At 57.3% G+C, this 16,610-nt stretch carries 17 protein-coding genes, 1 pseudogene and 1 riboswitch; of the genes and pseudogenes, 16 read left to right on the top strand and 2 right to left on the bottom strand.

Translation table 11 applies throughout. The features are described from left to right. Positions 1-24 precede the first annotated feature (24 nt). The 15 genes and pseudogenes from J2Z49_RS07060 to thiM all read left to right on the top strand — a co-directional run bounded on the left by J2Z49_RS07060 (position 25) and on the right by thiM (position 14,832). Positions 25-284, top strand: a pseudogene (locus tag J2Z49_RS07060) (stage V sporulation protein S). 69 nt (positions 285-353) lie between these two features. Further along, on the top strand, positions 354-1,382 hold the full coding sequence (locus tag J2Z49_RS07055; RefSeq protein WP_307401336.1) for a dipeptidase: 1,029 nt from the start codon (positions 354-356) through the stop codon (positions 1,380-1,382). Continuing rightward, positions 1,383-2,213 carry a PHP domain-containing protein gene (locus J2Z49_RS07050; protein WP_307401333.1) on the top strand — a complete coding sequence of 277 codons (831 nt, stop codon included), beginning with the start codon at positions 1,383-1,385 and terminating at the stop codon, positions 2,211-2,213. It abuts the gene before it with no gap. Positions 2,214-2,238: 25 nt separating this feature from the next. Further along, on the top strand, positions 2,239-3,405 hold the full coding sequence (locus J2Z49_RS07045) for an LL-diaminopimelate aminotransferase (protein ID WP_307401330.1): 1,167 nt from the start codon (positions 2,239-2,241) through the stop codon (positions 3,403-3,405). A 68-nt stretch (positions 3,406-3,473) separates the two neighbouring features. After that, positions 3,474-3,764 (top strand): translation initiation factor 2, encoded by a 291-nt coding sequence (locus J2Z49_RS07040; protein ID WP_307401328.1) that lies wholly within the window; start codon positions 3,474-3,476, stop codon positions 3,762-3,764. A gap of 143 nt (positions 3,765-3,907) precedes the next feature. Continuing rightward, positions 3,908-4,324: a DUF3842 family protein gene (locus J2Z49_RS07035; protein WP_307401325.1), complete on the top strand. Its 417-nt coding sequence runs from the start codon at positions 3,908-3,910 to the stop codon at positions 4,322-4,324. A 43-nt stretch (positions 4,325-4,367) separates the two neighbouring features. Beyond that, positions 4,368-4,540: riboswitch (cobalamin riboswitch) on the top strand. 107 nt (positions 4,541-4,647) lie between these two features. After that, the gene (gene cobU, locus J2Z49_RS07030) at positions 4,648-5,214 is read left to right on the top strand and encodes a bifunctional adenosylcobinamide kinase/adenosylcobinamide-phosphate guanylyltransferase (protein WP_307401324.1); all 567 of its coding nucleotides are present in this window, start codon (positions 4,648-4,650) and stop codon (positions 5,212-5,214) included. A gap of 7 nt (positions 5,215-5,221) precedes the next feature. Continuing rightward, positions 5,222-6,778 carry a cobyric acid synthase gene (locus tag J2Z49_RS07025; RefSeq protein WP_307401321.1) on the top strand — a complete coding sequence of 519 codons (1,557 nt, stop codon included), beginning with the start codon at positions 5,222-5,224 and terminating at the stop codon, positions 6,776-6,778. Positions 6,779-6,898: 120 nt separating this feature from the next. Next, positions 6,899-7,855, top strand: coding sequence for an adenosylcobinamide-phosphate synthase CbiB (gene cbiB / locus J2Z49_RS07020; protein ID WP_307401317.1), 957 nt, complete (start codon positions 6,899-6,901; stop codon positions 7,853-7,855). Between the two features lie 15 nt (positions 7,856-7,870). Beyond that, on the top strand, positions 7,871-9,271 hold the full coding sequence (locus tag J2Z49_RS07015) for a cobyrinate a,c-diamide synthase (protein ID WP_307401314.1): 1,401 nt from the start codon (positions 7,871-7,873) through the stop codon (positions 9,269-9,271). Beyond that, entirely contained in the window at positions 9,265-10,020 is a 756-nt protein-coding gene (gene cobS, locus J2Z49_RS07010; protein WP_307401311.1) for an adenosylcobinamide-GDP ribazoletransferase, read from the top strand. Before J2Z49_RS07015 ends, cobS begins: the two co-directional genes overlap by 7 nt. A gap of 12 nt (positions 10,021-10,032) precedes the next feature. Beyond that, positions 10,033-11,154 (top strand): threonine-phosphate decarboxylase CobD, encoded by a 1,122-nt coding sequence (cobD, locus tag J2Z49_RS07005; RefSeq protein WP_307401309.1) that lies wholly within the window; start codon positions 10,033-10,035, stop codon positions 11,152-11,154. A gap of 8 nt (positions 11,155-11,162) precedes the next feature. After that, on the top strand, positions 11,163-11,786 hold the full coding sequence (gene cobC, locus J2Z49_RS07000) for an alpha-ribazole phosphatase (RefSeq protein ID WP_307401306.1): 624 nt from the start codon (positions 11,163-11,165) through the stop codon (positions 11,784-11,786). 1 nt (position 11,787) lies between these two features. Continuing rightward, entirely contained in the window at positions 11,788-13,878 is a 2,091-nt protein-coding gene (locus tag J2Z49_RS06995; protein WP_307401304.1) for a penicillin-binding transpeptidase domain-containing protein, read from the top strand. Positions 13,879-14,028: 150 nt separating this feature from the next. Continuing rightward, positions 14,029-14,832, top strand: coding sequence for a hydroxyethylthiazole kinase (gene thiM, locus J2Z49_RS06990; RefSeq protein WP_307401300.1), 804 nt, complete (start codon positions 14,029-14,031; stop codon positions 14,830-14,832). Between the two features lie 179 nt (positions 14,833-15,011). On the opposite strand, the gene J2Z49_RS06985 is transcribed toward thiM, so the two are convergent. After that, complete coding sequence (locus tag J2Z49_RS06985) at positions 15,012-16,055, bottom strand: hypothetical protein (protein WP_307401297.1); 1,044 nt, start codon at positions 16,053-16,055, stop codon at positions 15,012-15,014. 123 nt (positions 16,056-16,178) lie between these two features. Here J2Z49_RS06985 and J2Z49_RS06980 point away from each other — a divergent pair, with 123 nt between their 5' ends. Further along, a complete protein-coding gene (locus J2Z49_RS06980; protein ID WP_307401295.1) occupies positions 16,179-16,439 on the top strand; it encodes a hypothetical protein in 261 nt (86 codons plus the stop codon). On the opposite strand, the gene J2Z49_RS06975 is transcribed toward J2Z49_RS06980, so the two are convergent. Further along, positions 16,429-16,590, bottom strand: a complete 162-nt coding sequence (locus tag J2Z49_RS06975) for a hypothetical protein (protein WP_307401292.1) — start codon at positions 16,588-16,590, stop codon at positions 16,429-16,431. The two genes, J2Z49_RS06980 and J2Z49_RS06975, sit on opposite strands and share 11 nt — an antisense overlap. Between the last annotated feature and the right edge of the window lie 20 nt (positions 16,591-16,610).

Here is a 16,610-nt window from a genome sequence, read left to right as displayed (position 1 = left end):
ACAGAAGAAGGAGGTCTTTGGTGCATGGAAGTATTAAAAGTTTCAGCAAAGTCCAACCCAAATTCTGTCGCTGGAGCCCTGGTCGGGTTCTCCGTGAGCGTGGCTGTGCGGAAATACAGGCCATCGGTGCCGGTGCCCTTAACCAGGCCGTAAAAGCGGTAGCCATTGCCCGAGGATTCGTAGCGCCCCATGGAATGGACCTGATCTGCATACCTGCCTTCACCGATATTATTATTGACGGAGAAGAAAGAACGGCCATCAAATTAATAGTAGAGCCCAGATAAAAGCTGAAATAGTAAATTTTGTGCAGGCGGCCTGTTTATTCCGTTCGACGAATAAACAGGTTTTTTAGTTTGCTCTTGGGAGTGAATGGACGGGTGGACTGGTTATCCCTGCATTACCACAGCCTGGTGGTAGATGCCCATTGTGATGTGCTCACGGCTATGGAGATTCAAAACCGTCATTTATCGGAGGAGGGAAAGGGCGGGCATGTGGATTTAAGCCGCTTGCGCCGGGGAGGCGTCGATGTGCTGTTTTTTGCTGCCTTTATTGCCCCGGCCCACCGGGAGCGGGCCGTGGCCAGGGCCATGGCGCTTCTCGACAGGTTTTATAGTGAACTGGAGGCCAACCGGGAAGAATTAATGCTGGTTACCTGTTTTGACGACATTGCGGCGGCCCGGGCTTCAGGCAAGATCGGTGCCCTGCTGGCCATAGAGGGTGGGGAGGCCCTGGGCGGTTGTCTCGAGGTGCTGCGCATGTTTTACCGCCTGGGGGTGAGAAGCCTGACCCTGACCTGGAACGGGCGCAACGAACTGGCCGACGGGGTGGCCGAAGAGGAGACCCGGGGTGGTTTAACCCGTTTCGGGCGGGAGGTGGTGCGGGAAATGAACCGGCTGGGGATGCTGGTGGATGTCTCCCATTTATCCGAGGCCGGTTTCTGGGATGTGCTAGAAGTATCCACCCGGCCCGTGATTGCCTCCCACGCCAACACCAGACATGTTTGCAATCACCGCCGCAACTTAAGCGACGACCAGATCCGTGCCCTGGCCGCCCGCGGTGGAGTAATAGGGCTGTGCTTTTGTCCCGAATTCGTCCATCCCTCGGAGCCTTCACTGGACAAATTGCTGGATCATCTGGATCACATGGTCGCCCTGGGAGGGGTGGGCTGTGTGGGAATAGGTTCCGACTTTGACGGTATTAAAAATGTCACCCCGGGACTGGAAGACGTCTCCCACCTGCCCTCCTTAACCCGTGCCCTGTGGCAGCGGGGATACCGGGCCGAAGAGATTTCTGCCATCCTGGGGGGTAACTTCTTGCGGGTACTGCATCAGGTTTTACCCGGGCAGGAACAACCGCCAATCGTGTCGAATGAGGTGAAATAATTGCCCTGTGACCTGCACGTACATACCACCGCTTCCGATGGCACCGACGATCCTGGAAAGGTTGTGGAAAAGGCCTGCAGGGCAGGTCTTTCTGCCCTGGCCATCACCGATCACGATACCGTTGATGGCCTTCTTCCCGCCCTGGACGCGGGTACAAAGCTTTCTTTTCCGGTTTTGCCTGGAGTGGAGCTGAGTACAGAGGAAGAGGGCCACGAAATACATATCCTGGGCTATCTTTTCCATATGGATTATTCTGAACTGCAGGCCCGGCTTGCCCTTTTTCGCCGGGCACGGGTGGAACGGGTGGCAAAGATGGTGGAACGGCTCCGCTCCCTGGGAATACCGGTGGAAGTGGAACAGGTGCTGGAGCTGGCCGGGGGAGGAGCGGTGGGGCGCCCCCATGTGGCCCGGGCTCTGGTTCAGGCGGGGGCCGTGACCACGGTAGCGGAAGCTTTTGAGAAATACATCGGCAAGGATCGGGTAGCTTATGTGCCCAGGTACAAATATACTCCCCGGGAGGCGGTGCACCTGCTTCGCCGGGCGGGCGGGGTGGCGGTGCTGGCCCATCCCGGCCTGGCCCGTTGCGATCACCTCATCCCCCGGCTGGTTGCCGAAGGGTTACAGGGTCTTGAAGTATATTACCCGTCCCATCCTGAAGAGATGGTGTGGCATTACGAGAGGCTCTGCCGGCGCTACCGCCTGGTGGCCACCGGAGGTTCCGACTACCACGGTTCGGACCACCGGGAATATAACCGCCTGGGGGCGTCCACGGCGCCGGATGAAGTGATATCTATATTAAAGGAACTGGCCCGGCAAGGCCCGGAAGCTTAAACTTGTTGTCAAACGGGGTGGGGACATGGAAGTAGCACAGCGTATAAAAGGTTTGGAGTCGGCCATTTTTAACGAGATGGAGCAGTATAAGAAACAGGTGGAAGGCCGGGGGCTAAAGGTGATAAATTTGGGTGTGGGCAGCCCGGATCGCCCGCCGGCTCCCCACATCATTGCCGCCCTGCACCGGGCAATTGATAACCCACTTAATTACCGTTATCCCCTGGAAGGCCTGCCAGCCCTGCACCAGGCGCTGGCCCGCTGGTACCGGCGGCGCTTTGGGGTGGAACTGGACCCGGATCATGAAGTGCTGGTCTTAATGGGTTCCCAGGACGGCCTGGCTCACATCGCCCTGGCTTATATTAACCCGGGAGATGTGGCCCTGGTTCCCGACCCAGGCTATCCCATTTATGCCTGCAGCATTCTCTTGGCCGGCGGGGAAATCTACCCCATGCCCCTTCTGGCCGAAAACAATTTTCTGCCCGATTTGTCGGCCATCCCCGGGGAAGTGGCCCGCAGGGCCAGGTTAATGTGGCTCAACTACCCCAACAATCCGGTGGCTGTTTCGGCCAACCGCGAATTTTTTGAACACGTGGTCGATTTTGCCCGCCATTACGATATTCTGGTTTGCCATGACGTGGCCTATGCCGAGCTGGCTTACGATGGATTTAAACCCATGAGTTTTCTGGAAGTTCCCGGTGCCAAAGAAGTGGGTATTGAGTTCTATTCCCTGTCCAAGACCTATAATATGGCAGGCTGCCGGATAGGCTTTGCCGTGGGCAACCGGGATGTGCTGGCCGCCCTTGCCCGCATCAAGTCCAACATTGACTACGGTGTATTCCGGGCGGTTCAGGAGGCGGGCATTGCGGCCTTAGAAGGTCCCCAGGATTGCGTGGAAGAGACGGCCCGCATTTACCAGCGCCGGCGGGATGTGCTGGTGGAAGGATTGGCCCGTTATGGCTGGCATATGCCCAAACCCAACGCCTCCATGTTTGTTTGGGCTCCCCTGCCGGCGGGATATACTTCCTCGCGGCAGTTTGCCCTGGACTTGCTGGAGCGGGCTGGGGTGCTGGTCGTTCCCGGACTGGCCTTTGGAGCCATGGGGGAGGGCTATGTGCGCATGGCCCTGGTCCAGGAAGAGGAACTGCTGGTCGAGGCAGTGGAACGCATTGGCAGGGCATTTTCCTTCCGGTAGCCATTCGTCTATTGCCACCAGGGGCGGCATATACTAAAAACAGACCTGCTGCCTGGGGTGGTGGATCGATGGATGTGCTTGAAATGCAACGGCGGATCCAGGAACTGGAGGAGAAGGTGGAACAGCTCCGTTTGAGCCGCCGGGTGTTGATGAATTTAATCGAACGGATGGATAGAGAAAAATCTGCCTTCCTGGACCGGCTGGAAAAGGAGAATAAGCGGCTGCACCGGGCTAATTATCGTTACGCCCGGTCCCTTTTACGAAAAAATTTACAAATCCTTGAACTGGAATCAAGACTTAAGGATTACCTGTCCCGTGATTCTGTTGAAGCTAGGCAGCCGGATTCTCGCGGCGGTTAAACGGGTTTCACACCGCCTTCGTTGCGCCGGCGGGATCCGGTCCACAGCAGGCCGGGGTTTACATCTTACGTGAAGCACCGGTGTAAGCGGGGATAAGCCCCGTTTAAGTTGTGTTTGAAACTAAAGGTTTAGGAGCGAAGATTATGCGTATTGCTGTAGTGGACGGGCAGGGCGGCGGTATAGGCAAGCATATCATGGAAAGGTTGCGCCGGGAATTGCCCGAGGATGTGGATATTCTGGCCCTGGGAACCAATGCCCTGGCTACTTCGGTGATGCTCCGGGCCGGCGCCAACGAGGGAGCCACCGGTGAAAATGCGGTAATCTACAATGCGCCTCGGGTAGACCTGATCGTGGGTCCGGTAAGCATTCTTTTCCCCCACGCCATGATGGGGGAGTTAACACCGGCCATGGCCACGGCCCTCGCCGCGAGCCCGGCAAAAAAAATTTTGTTGCCCCTGGTACGGGGATCTGTGGAACTGGTGGGACTGCGTGCCGAACCCCTGCCCCACCTGATTGAAGAATTGGTCCAGCGAGTAAAAGAGTACATAGAAAAATTTTAACTTCAAGAGGATTTTTTTAAAAAATGGCGAATTAGCAAATAAAATAATTTTCCGGCCTGCAGGTGCCCCAACGGGGAGAATAGGGAATCAGGTGAAATTCCTGAGCGGTCTCCGCCACTGTAACCGGGAAGCAGCCCTGCAATGCCACCGCCAGGGAAGGCGTAGGGCAGGCGATGATCCGGGAGCCAGGATACCTGCCTGCGGGTGCCTTTGCCCCCTTCGTGAGAAAAGGGGCATGGCGTCTGTTCGGGGCTAGGGAGTGGCCTGGCACAATTTTCCCCGGTCTTTCGAAGGCTGGGGTTTTTGTTTTAAGGGGTGTTGTTATGGCTCTGGTGCTTGTTCTTGGCGGTGCCAGGAGTGGCAAGAGCAATTTTGCCGAAGGACTGGCCGCTTCTTCCGGTTCAAGGGTTGTTTATGTAGCTACGGCTGCTGCCGGTGACGATGAAATGGCCCGCCGGATCGTTAGTCACCGCCGGCGCCGTCCTGCCGCCTGGCTTACGGTAGAAGAAACCCACCAACTGGAAAGGGTAATCAAGGAATACGAAAGACGGGCAGACATCCTTTTAATCGACTGTTTGACCATGTGGGTGACCAATCTCTTGCTGGACGAAAGTCTGCCCGCCTCCGGCAGTACAGCGGAAGATAAAGAAAGTTTCATCCTGGAACAGGCCCGGCAATTGGGCAGGACTGCTGCCGCCTCGCCGGCCCGCGTAATTATGGTAGCCAATGAAGTAGGAATGGGCCTGGTACCGGACAATGCCCTTGGCCGTTCGTTTCGCGATGTGGCGGGGCGGGTAAACCAGCTCCTGGCTCAAGAGGCGGAGGAGGTTTACCTGGTGGTGGCCGGTCTGCCCGTGGAAATCAAATCCCTGGTATTCAAAAGGAGGTAGCTTATATATGCTGGCCAGGACCATTATGGTGCAGGGAACCGCTTCACACGTGGGCAAAAGTGTCCTGGTGGCCGCCCTTTGTCGCATCTTTTACCAGGATGGCTATCGTGTGGCCCCGTTTAAGTCCCAGAACATGGCCCTGAACTCTTTTGTAACCCGGGATGGGGGTGAGATGGGCCGGGCTCAGGTGGTGCAGGCCGAGGCCGCCGGGATAGAGCCGCATGTGGACATGAACCCCATTTTGCTCAAGCCCACGGGACAGGCCTCCTCCCAGGTGATTGTCCTGGGCCGGCCAGTAGGAAACCTTTCCGCCCGGGAATATCATAACGGCTATGCCCAAAAGGCATGGGAAATTATATGCCAGGCCCTGGACCGGCTTCGCCGCTGTTATGAGATCGTGGCCATAGAGGGTGCCGGAAGCCCGGCAGAGGTCAACCTCCAGGCTACGGAAATTGTGAACATGCGGGTGGCCCGGCTGGCGGAGGCCCCGGTGCTTCTTGCCGCCGATATAGACAAGGGTGGCGCCCTGGCCGCGGTGGTTGGCACGCTGGAATTGCTTCCGGAAGAGGATCGGCGGCGGGTGGCGGGGATCATTATCAATAAGTTTCGCGGGGATTTAAAACTCTTTCAGCCGGCGGTGGACTTCCTGGAAGCAAAAACAGGCATACCGGTGGTGGGGGTAGTTCCCTACTTTGAAGGCTTCCGGGTGCAGGAAGAAGATACTGTTTCTGAGGAATGCCTGCGTAGAAGCCGGACACCTTCCAGGCGGGAAGTGGAAGTTGCCGTCATTCACCTGCCCCATATTTCCAATTTTACTGATTTTGATCCCCTGGAGGACGAGCCCGATGTAAATTTGCGTTATATTGGGAAAGGAACCCCTTTAGGGCGGCCAGATCTGATCATCCTTCCCGGAAGCAAAAACACCATTGAGGATCTGGTTTCTTTAAAGCGATCGGGCCTGGCTGGCGAAATATGCCGGTTGGCCCGGGAAGGAGTGCCGGTAATCGGCATCTGCGGCGGCTTCCAGATGCTGGGCAAAGAACTGGCCGATCCCTATCACACCGAGTCCAGCATTCCCAGAATAGAAGGACTGGGATTGCTGGATATCAGCACCGCCTTTGAGCCGGAAAAGGTGACCACCCAGGTGGAGGCCACAGTCACCGGCAGAGGCCCCCTTTTATCACCGGCCCGGGGACAAAGGGTAGTGGGTTACGAGATTCACATGGGACGCACCCAACTGGGGCCCGGGGCCGTACCGGCCTTTCATATCCACCGGCGTTCCGGGGAAGCGGTGGATTGCCCGGATGGGGCGCAGGATGAACGGGGGCTGGTCTTTGGAACCTATATCCACGGCCTGTTTGATCACGATGGCTTCCGCCGGCAGTTGCTTAACGCTTTAAGGATAAAAAAGGGGCTGGCTCCCCTGGAGCAGGAAGGTACCAGCCACCTGGAGCAGCGGCAACGGGATTATGACCGGCTGGCCGCTGTAGTGCGGGGAAGCCTGGATATGGACAGGATTTACCAGCTCCTCGGTTTGCCTGGACCCAAGTCCAGGGCCGTGTGAGTTAGCCATTATCCATTGCCGCAATTACGGAAGGGCGGGAGCGGCGGTATGCAATTCTGCAAGAATGCACGGAAAGGGGCGACAGGCCTGGGTGTTTGGATTTGTGCCAGGTAACGGGACATGCTCCAGGTAGTGGCTGCTTACCTTGTGGACCTGCTGGTGGGAGACCCGCGCTGGCTTCCCCACCCGGTAGTGATTATCGGTAAAATCATTGCCGGGCTTGAAAAAATTCTCCGCCGGGTAGCTAAGAATCCCTTTTCTCTGCGAGTCGCAGGGGTGGTCCTGGCGGCCGTTGTGGTGGGGAGCAGTTACCTGGCCGCGTACCTTCTGGTCAGCCTGGCTGCCCTTGTGCATCCCTGGCTGGCCCTGGGACTGGAGGTCTGGCTGATTTCCACCACCTTTGCCGTCCGGGGGTTGGCCGGGGCGGCCCGGGATGTGCTGCGTCCCCTGTCCCGGGGCGCTCTTGATCTGGCTCGCCGGCAGGTAGGCTTTATAGTCGGCAGGGATACGCACCGCATGGATGCCCGGGAAGTTGCCCGGGCTACGGTGGAAACGGTGGCCGAAAACATTGTCGATGGTTTTGTATCCCCCCTCTTTTACGCCCTGATTGGCGGAGCGCCCCTGGCCATGGCCTACCGGGCGGTGAATACCCTTGACTCCATGGTGGGCTACCGTAACGACCTGTACCGGGATCTGGGCTGGGCCTCGGCCCGGCTGGACGATGTGGCCAATTTTTTGCCTGCACGCTGGGCGGGGCTGTTGCTGGTGGCGGCAGCCTGGCTTTCCGGACGCAGGGCTGGTGAGGCCTGGCAGGCCATAAGAAAAGATGCCCCGCGTCATCCCAGTCCCAACAGCGGCATTCCAGAGGCGGCCATGGCCGGCGCCCTGGGGATACGCCTGGGGGGGCTGAATTATTATGGCGAGCAGGCTTCCTTTCGGGCCTACTTAAACGAATCCGGCCACCCGCCGCAGATAGATCACATCCGGCAGGCGGTGGACATGCTCTACCTCACCGCCGCCCTGGCGGTGCTCAGCGGTTTAGCTGTGAAATTACTCTTTTTTTACTCACTTTTATGAGGGGGGCAGGACTCTTTGAACATACCGCGCCTTTTAATTGCCGCTACCCACAGCGGGGCCGGTAAAACCACTCTGGCCACGGCCCTGATGGCCGCCTTTACCCGCGCGGGTTTTGCGGTCCAGCCTTTCAAGGTGGGTCCGGATTATATTGATCCCGGCTACCACACCGCGGCCACCGGACGGATTTCCCGCAATCTGGATACCTTTTTTTTAGGGGCGGACGGAGTGCGGGAGGTGTTTACCCGCGTCGCTTCCGGAGCGGACCTCTGTATAATCGAGGGGGTTATGGGTCTTTACGACGGCAAAGGGACTACGGAGCGGGGTAGCTCGGCGGAGGTGGCTAAAACCCTCGATGCCCCGGTTTTGCTGGTGGTGGATGCCCGGTCCATGTCCCGCAGTGCTGCCGCCCTGGTCCTGGGTTACCGGCTTTTTGATCCCCGGGTGCGTTTGGTCGGGGTGCTGCTCAACCGTGTGGGCAGCGTCCGGCACTACGCAACGCTCAAGGAGGCCATTGAAAAACAGGCCGAGGTTCCCGTGCTGGGCTGGGTTGGCCGCCGGGAAGAAATATCCCTTCCCCACCGGCACCTTGGTCTGCTGCCGGCGGTGGAAAAGAACGCCCTGGCCGACCATTTAGAGCGGCTGGTGGCGATCCTGGAGGAAGGGGTGGATCTTTCCTGCTTGCTGGGGGCAGCCCGGCAGGCGCCGCCTCTGCCCGAAACTCCGCGGGTAATTTTTCCCGCCACACCTCTGCCCCCCCGGGTGCGCCTGGGGATAGTAAAGGACGCCGCCTTTAACTTTTACTACCAGGATGGGCTGGAGCTCCTGGCCGCTTTGGGAGCGGAAATTGTTTTTGTCAGCGCCCTTTCCGATCCGGCCTTGCCACCGGAGCTCGATGGCCTTTACATAGGTGGTGGCTTTCCGGAAATGTTTTTAAAAAGGCTGGCGGCCAATAAAGGGTTCCTGGAAAGTTTGCGCCGGGCCTTTCACCAGGGTATGCCCGTGTATGCCGAATGCGGCGGGTTGATGTATCTTTGCCGGGCCATTTGCGATTTTGAGGGCAGGGAATATCCCATGGCCGGTTTGTTGCCGGGAATTTGCCGCATGCATTCCCGGCGGGTAGCCCTGGGATATTGTGAGGCCCGGGTACTGGCCGATAATATCCTGGCCCCGGCCGGAACAAGGCTGGTGGGTCACGAATTTCACTATTCCTCGATAGAGGGCATGCCCCGGGACTTCCCCCGGGCTTATGTGCTCTACCGGGAAGGGGATAAGGAGGGGTTACTGGATGGCTACGTCCATGGCAACCTGCTGGCCTCCTACCTCCACCTGCACTTTGCCGCCTGCCCGGAAGCTGCCCGGCGATTTATTGACCGTTGCGAGCAATATAAAAGGCAAAGAACGGTGATGGGATGCTAAAAACCCTGGCCATGGCCCTGCAATTTTTGACCCGGTTTTACGTGTACCGGGGTGAATTCGATGAGCAGGCTTACGGGCGGGCACCTCTTTTTTTCCCTCTGGTTGGCCTTTTCCTGGGCGCGGCCTGGACAGCCCTTTATTTCAGTCTTTCACCCTTGTTCCCGCCGGCAGTCACCGCCGCCCTTTTGGTACTGGGTATGGTCGTATTTAGCGGGGGGTTGCACCTGGACGGGTTTATGGATACCATGGACGGTATTTTCAGCGGGCGGTCCAGGGAGAAAATGTTGGAAATTATGCGGGATAGCCGGGTGGGAGCCTTCGGCGTGCTCGGACTGGTATGTTTATTATTGCTCAAGTTTGCGCTGCTTTTTAGCCTCCCCCGGGAGGTTTTGCCCCGCTTGCTCTTAACCGTCCCGGCCATCAGCCGCTGGGGGATGGTTTACGCCATTGCCCGCTTTCCCTATGCCCGGCCGCAGGGCCTTGGACTTTTGCAGGTCCGCCATACCCGGGGGCGGGAACTGGCCCTGGCCTCCCTTTGTGCCCTGGGAGCGGCCGTTCTCGGGGGGCCGGTCGGCCTGGTTCTGCTGTTTCTTTCCCTTGTACTTGTTCACCAGCTTGGTCGATACCTCACCGGCCGGCTGGGCGGTCTCACCGGGGATACCTACGGGGCTATCAATGAAATTCTGGAAGTGTTTTTGCTGCTGGTGGCATATCCTCTGCTCAATTACCTGCCAGTAACTTTTTGGTAAAAGGAGGTTCAAATGATGGGCCTCGATGATAAAAAGGATATAGAAAGGGATTACCAGTCCATTCCTCCCCATGGCGGCAACCTGGTACGGGCGGCCATGGAATACGGGCTTGCGCCGCAGGATTTTCTGGATTTCAGTGCCAATATCAATCCCCTCGGTCCCTGCCCGTCAGTCCTGGAAGCCATTAAGGCTAACCTGTGGCAGATCTGCCATTACCCGGATCCAGATTGCCGGGGGGTAAAAAGTGCCCTGGCGGAGCACCTTGGAGTTGATACCCCTTGCCTTCTGGTGGGAAACGGCGCCAGCGAGTTAATTTACCTGCTGGCCCGGGTTTTTTCCTTCCGCCGGGTGCTCATTCCTGCCCCTACCTTTAGCGAATATGCCCTGGCCGTAAAGGCTGCCGGGGGGGAAGTTAATTATGTTTTTCTGGATCCGTCCCTTGGTTTTCCTTTCCCCATGGAGGAAGTTTTAAGGCGGCTGCCGGGGGTGGATGCTCTTTTTTTATGTAATCCCAATAATCCTACCGGAGGGCTTGTCCCCCGCCTGGAACTGGAGGTTTTGCTGGAAGCGGCCGCCGCATATAAGGCCATGGTAATCGTTGATGAGGCTTTTATGGACTTTGTGGTCGATCCCCAAAGTCATACTTTACTTTCCCTGGCTGGCCGGAACTCCAGCCTGATCCTGGTTTATTCTTTAACCAAAATTCTGGCCATTCCCGGTTTGCGCCTGGGAGTGCTGGCGGCACAGCCCAACGTGGTTGAGGCCCTGGACCGGGCAAGGGACCCCTGGAGCGTCAATGCCCTGGCCCAGGTAGCCGGAGTGGCCGGACTGCAAGACAAGGAATATATTAAAGCTGCCCGGGATATGGTCGCCCGGGAGCGGGAATTCCTGTTCCGGGAGCTTTCCTCTTTGCCCGGCCTGCGTCCTTTCCCCGGGGCGGCCAATTTCTTGCTGGTGGATATAACTGGCGCTAAATGTACGGCGGGGGAACTGGTCCGCCGACTGGGACGCCGGGGAATCCTGGTGCGTAACTGTGCCAACTTTCCCGGCCTGTCGGAGGGATACATTCGAATTGCTGTAAAGAGGCGCAAGGAAAACTTGCGCCTCCTGGAAGCATTGCGTGAGGTGCTTTAGGGGAGATCATGAGCTGTCGCATTTATCTGGTCAGGCACGGCGAAACAATCTGGAACGCGCAGTTTAGATTTCAGGGTCACAGCGACATCGCCCTTTCCCCGCATGGGCTGGAACAGGCCCGGGCGCTAGCCAGGCGTTTGCGCGGGGAAAATATCAGTGCCTTTTACTCCAGCGACCTCCAGCGGGCATTGAACACGGCCCGCATTCTGGCGGAACCTCACGGGCTACCCGTCGTGGCCCTAAAGGCCCTGCGGGAAATTAACTTCGGTGCCTGGGAAGGACTGACGGTGGCGGAAATTAAAGCCCGCTACGCCCGGGAGTTGCAAGAGTGGTGGCATGATCCTTTGCACACGCGCATTCCCGGGGGGGAAACCCTGGCGGAGGTGGTGGAGAGGGTGACCCGGGCAGTGCGGGAGATAGTGGAAAGACACCCCACCGGCCAGGTAGTGGTTGTCTGCCATGGAGGCTGTATTCGCACGCTGGTGGGTACGGTTTTAGGAATGGATTTGAATCAATACTGGCGCCTGGGAGTGAATAATGCCTGCCTTTCTACCCTTGAGTTTTCTTCCTGGGATAAGGGGATCTTAACCCTCTTTAATGATTGCAGTCACCTGGAGAAGGGGGCACTTTAGATTGGCTCTTCCTAAAAATACCTTTTCCCGGCGCCTGGGCATTCTCCTCCTGATGGCGTTGCTGGCCTTTAGCTACCTGATCGCGCGCCTGTTCCTGGTTCAGATAGTATGGGGAGGGCAATTGCGCCGGGAAGCAACCGAGATTCGTACCAGGGATATTATCCTGCAACCCAACCGGGGGAACATCTACGACCGCCATCGCAACCCCCTGGTTACCAGCGTTCCCGCTTATTCCATTTATGCCCATCCTGATCAGATAAAGGACCCGGGGAGTACGGCGGATAAGGTTGCGGCCATTTTGGGTGTCCGGCGGGACGAAGTGTATAAAAAACTGGCCGGCCGGGGGCCATTTGTCTGGCTGGGACACGGGGTGGATTTCGACCGGGCCAGGAAGTTGCAGGGAATCAGCGGCCTTGGTTTTATCGAGTCCAGTACCCGTTTTTACAAGCAGGGTAACCTCGCCGCGGCCCTGCTGGGCTTTGTGGGGGATGATAACCAGGGCCTTAATGGCCTGGAGAAAAGTTATGATGCGGAATTGCGGGGGACTCCGGGAAAAATGGTGCTGGAAATTGATGCCCAGGGCCGGCAGATTCCCCAGAGCGGGGTAGTGGTACAGCCTTCGGAAGCGGGAAACAACCTGATACTCACCCTGGATCAGACCATCCAGTACTACGTGGAGCGGGAACTGGACAGGATTGTTTCTGCTTACCAGCCGAAATGGGCGGCCATTCTGGTTATGGACCCCAAAACGGGAGAGATTCTGGCCATGGGCAGCCGGCCCACCTTTGACCCCTCCCGGTGGCAGAAGTTTCCCCGGGAGGTTTGGGAAAAGAATCCGGTCACCCTCTATACCTATGAACCCGGCTCAACCTTCAAGATGATTACCGCGGCGGCAGCCCTGGAGGAGGGTGTGGTGCGGCCCACGGACTGGTTTAATGATCCGGGTTATGCTGTGGTTAATGGGCGGCGGATTTACTGCTGGGATCGCAAGGGGCACGGGCCGCAATCTTTTGGCCAGGCCGTAGGAAACTCCTGTAACCCGGTTTTCGTCCAGGTAGGGTTAAAACTGGGCAAGGAGAGGTTTTATAAATATGTCCGGGGCTTTGGTTTTGGAACCCCCACGGGCATTGATTTGCCCGGCGAGGAATCGGGAGTGGTGTTGCCTGAACAAAGGGCCTCGGAGCTGGACCTGGCTACCATGGCCATTGGACAATCCATTGCGGTTACGCCCATCCAGCTTTTAACTGCCGTTTCGGCCATAGCCAACGGCGGTTATCTCATGCAGCCCCATGTAGTCAGGGCCGTGGAGGATGCGTCGGGAAAAACTGTCCGTGAAATATCTCCACGGGTGATCCGGCAGGTTATCTCCAGGGATACCGCCCGGCAACTGGCCGGGTTATTAGAAAAAGTGGTTCTTGAAGGAACCGGTAAGCGGGCCCTGGTGGAAGGCTACAGGGTAGCGGGGAAAACAGGTACCGCCCAGGTACCCGGTCCGGGCGGCTATGTGGAAGGGAAGTATGTAGCTTCCTTTGCCGGTTTCGCCCCCGCCGGCAACCCTCGCATTGCCGCCCTGGTGGTGGTTGGTGAACCCCGGGGGCAGGAATATCACGGGGGTGAAGTGGCCGCTCCGGCTTTTGGCGCCGTAGTCCGGGATACCTTGCGCTACCTGGGGGTTCCCGAAGACCCCGGCCGGGAGAGCCGGCATGCTCCCCCGGAGCAGGATGATCTGGTTGTCGTGCCCAATGTGGTCGGCTTTCCGGTAGCCGACGCCCGCTGGCTACTACAGGAGCGGGGATTGCGGTCCTGGTCTCCCGGAAAAACCGGCCTGGTGACCGGTCAGGAGCCGTCAGCGGGCAAGCGTGTTTCCCCAGGTACTACGGTTAGTTTACAAATTGTTACCAGCCAGCCTCCGGAACAGCGGGTTATTCCCGACCTATCCGGGCTTACGGTAAAAAAGGCGGGCTCGATCCTGGAGGAGTTGGGCTTAAAATTCAAAGCCTCGGGCAGCGGTGTGGCCGTCCGGCAACGTCCGGGGGCGGGCAGCCGCGTGGCGCCGGGAACCACGGTTTTCGTGGAATTCGAACCTCCCTAAGTAGTTACGTCCCCTGCAGGAATTTTCAATTTGGTGGCGAAAAAATACCATAAGTCTTCCTTATAGACCTGCCCGGTAAAAAACTTACCGGGTAAGTTTTTTAATAATTGAATTGATAAACATTAACAGGTATTCCGGAGGGATAACGCTGTGAACTGGGGAGAACTGGTAATTGCTTTGCGGCAAAAGGTGCGGGAGGTGCGCCCGCTAATACACCATATCACTAATTTGGTTGTGACCAATCTGACCGCCAACGTTACCCTGGCCGTTGGGGCTTCACCGGTAATGGCCTATGCCCGGGAAGAAGTGGCTGACATGGCGCGCTTAGCCCGGGCCGTGGTGTTGAATATGGGGACGCTTACGGCAGACGAAGTGGAAGCAATGCTGCTGGCGGGCCGGGCGGCCAGTGCAGCAGGTATTCCTGTTATCTTCGACCCTGTCGGGGCGGGAGCTACGCCTTTTCGCACGGCGACTGCGCAGAGGATTATCAGGGAATTGCATATCGACATTTTACGCGGCAACGCTTCGGAAATCGCTGCCGTCAGTGGTTTCGGCGGGCAGACCAGAGGTGTGGATGCCGGAGAAATTTCCGTGCCTGCCGGTCAAATGGCCAGGCAGGTAGCACGTGATTTGGGCACCGTGGTTGTGGTAACGGGAGCCACCGATTACATCAGTGATGGAGAGCGATTGATTGCAGTGGCTAACGGGCATGCCCTGCTCACTACAGTGACAGGTACGGGTTGTTCTGCCACCAGTGTCATTGCTGCTTTCCGGGCGGTGGAAGCTGACGGCGTGACGGCCGGTGCGGCAGCCCTCGCCTATTACGGCCTGGCCGCAGAGCATGCCGCTGCCACCAGCCGCGGACCGGCGAGCTTTCAGGTTGCCCTGCTGGATGCCCTGTATAAGTTGGAAGGGGAAGATTTGGCCCGGGGTGTAAAAATACGGGAACTGTAACTGGGTAATCCAGCGCTATTGTTCCTCTTCAAGCTGTTTGTCGCCAATAAGACAAAAAAATGGTCGCCGGGATGACAGAAAAAAAAGTCAGCTTATGTCATAATATAGAGCGCACGCATGAAAAACCATATACCTCCTTCTTCCCGTTTCCCACTTCTAGCCAGTGGGAACTTTTTTTCTCAGGGGGTGTTCCGCTGGTATACCCGGTAACGTCTGACCGGTGGATGCGGGGTTATCCTTTTCACCATTTTCAGTACCACTGTGTTGTCCTCGTGGATTTGGGACATTTCAATCCGGCTGAAGAGTGGCAGGGCGGCATGACAGGCTTCCAGGAGCAGGGCATCTATTCCCCGCTGCCGGAATTCGGGGACCACGGCCAAAAGGGCCAGTCTAAAGGTCGGTTTTCCTTCCGACTTTTCCGGTTGGGGTATGCAGAAGCAAATTCCCGCCGGGCGATGGTCTACCTGGGCCAGCAGAAGTAAGCGGGGATCCGCCACCCTTTGGTAGTGAGTTAAAATGGCTAAGACTTCGGTGCGGGTCAGGGGAATATAGCCCCAGTTCTGTTTCATGGAGCAGTTCAGGATATAATGTACCGCTTCCACTTCCCGGTTTAAGGGCAAACCAGGATTTAAAGGACGTACAACCGTTCCCGCGTAGCGCCTGGCCCGGCGGGCTGCCCGTTTTATTTCCTCCGGTAACGCTTCTTTAGCCAGCCATTGAAAGGCCAGCAGATCTGCCAGTTTTTGGCATCCGCAGTTTTCGAAAAGTTCCCGGTAATAGGGAGGATTGTAAGGAAGGACGAAGGCCGGGGGAGCGGAAAAGCCATCAATCAAAACGCCCACCCGCTGGTTGGTGTTCACCATTGCGGGACCGATCATTCTCTGGCACTTCTCCTCCCGGAGCCATTTCCCTGCCGCTTCCAGTAGAGCCCGGGTTATATGTTCATCCCGGACCGCTTCAAAAGCACCAAAAAAACCCGTGTTTTCTTCCCGGCAGTATTCATCCACTGCACAGGCTACCCTTCCCACGGGTTTGTCGTTCTGCAGGGCCAAAAAAAGGGCCAGGCGAACATGCCATAACGCCGGGTTGGCCCGGGGGTCAAACAGGAGAACCGTTTCCCTCCGGTTGGCCAGGGCTGCCTGGCTGCCCCGGCCGTAAATTAATTCTGCCAACCCGAGGAAGGAAGAAAATTGCGCCCTGTTTTGGACACGAACCACTCTCAATGACACTTGCAATTCCCGCCCTCCTTTTTCTTTTCAGGATATGCCGGGGCGGGTAAAAAGGAGAAGGAAATTCCGGGGAAAGGGGGAATCTAACTTACTATAGATGGAAAAGAGGTGGAGCCAGTGTCCTTCCGTAATTTGCCCGGCCCTGCAAAACTTGCCCTGGCCATTTTCGCCTGGGCGCTGATTCTGTGGGTTTTTACCCTCGGTTATCCCGCTTTTGCCCCGGTAGCCCGGTTTATTTTTGGAGTCCTGGTGCTACCCTGCGCTTTGGCGGAATGGTTAAAGATGAAAAAAATAGTAGCCGACAGGGCGGTAAGTGTCCTGCGTCTGGCGCTTATTGCTTTTGCCGTGCTCCTCTGGCTGATTAATATTAGAACTTGATGAAATTTCCGGCTATAAGGCCCAGCCCGAAAGCAACGACACTGCTGGTTAAAACCCAGAGCAATTCCCTTTTTACCCGTTTCATGAGGTGTTCTATGGATTCCCCCTGGGCTGTTTCAACGGTACCGGGTTTGTTTTTTTCTCTGGTCATCTTGCCACCTCGCTTTCTGG

This window comes from Desulfofundulus luciae, assembly GCF_030813795.1.
Lineage (GTDB): Bacteria > Bacillota > Desulfotomaculia > Desulfotomaculales > Desulfovirgulaceae > Desulfofundulus > Desulfofundulus luciae.
The sequence above is the reverse complement of the archived record's forward strand: the minus strand, read 5'-3'. Positions and strand labels throughout refer to the sequence as shown.

What these genes read in the sequence shown, in the direction of transcription:
- J2Z49_RS07045 (WP_307401330.1), top strand. Translation starts at nt 2,239, where the DNA reads ATGGAAGTAGCACAGCGTATAAAAGGTTTGGAGTCGGCCATTTTTAAC.
- J2Z49_RS07040 (WP_307401328.1), top strand. Translation starts at nt 3,474, where the DNA reads ATGGATGTGCTTGAAATGCAACGGCGGATCCAGGAACTGGAGGAGAAG.
- J2Z49_RS07035 (WP_307401325.1), top strand. Translation starts at nt 3,908, where the DNA reads ATGCGTATTGCTGTAGTGGACGGGCAGGGCGGCGGTATAGGCAAGCAT.
- cobU (WP_307401324.1), top strand. Translation starts at nt 4,648, where the DNA reads ATGGCTCTGGTGCTTGTTCTTGGCGGTGCCAGGAGTGGCAAGAGCAAT.
- J2Z49_RS07025 (WP_307401321.1), top strand. Translation starts at nt 5,222, where the DNA reads ATGCTGGCCAGGACCATTATGGTGCAGGGAACCGCTTCACACGTGGGC.
- cbiB (WP_307401317.1), top strand. Translation starts at nt 6,899, where the DNA reads ATGCTCCAGGTAGTGGCTGCTTACCTTGTGGACCTGCTGGTGGGAGAC.
- cobS (WP_307401311.1), top strand. Translation starts at nt 9,265, where the DNA reads ATGCTAAAAACCCTGGCCATGGCCCTGCAATTTTTGACCCGGTTTTAC.
- cobD (WP_307401309.1), top strand. Translation starts at nt 10,033, where the DNA reads ATGATGGGCCTCGATGATAAAAAGGATATAGAAAGGGATTACCAGTCC.
- cobC (WP_307401306.1), top strand. Translation starts at nt 11,163, where the DNA reads ATGAGCTGTCGCATTTATCTGGTCAGGCACGGCGAAACAATCTGGAAC.
- J2Z49_RS06975 (WP_307401292.1), bottom strand. Translation starts at nt 16,590, where the DNA reads ATGACCAGAGAAAAAAACAAACCCGGTACCGTTGAAACAGCCCAGGGG.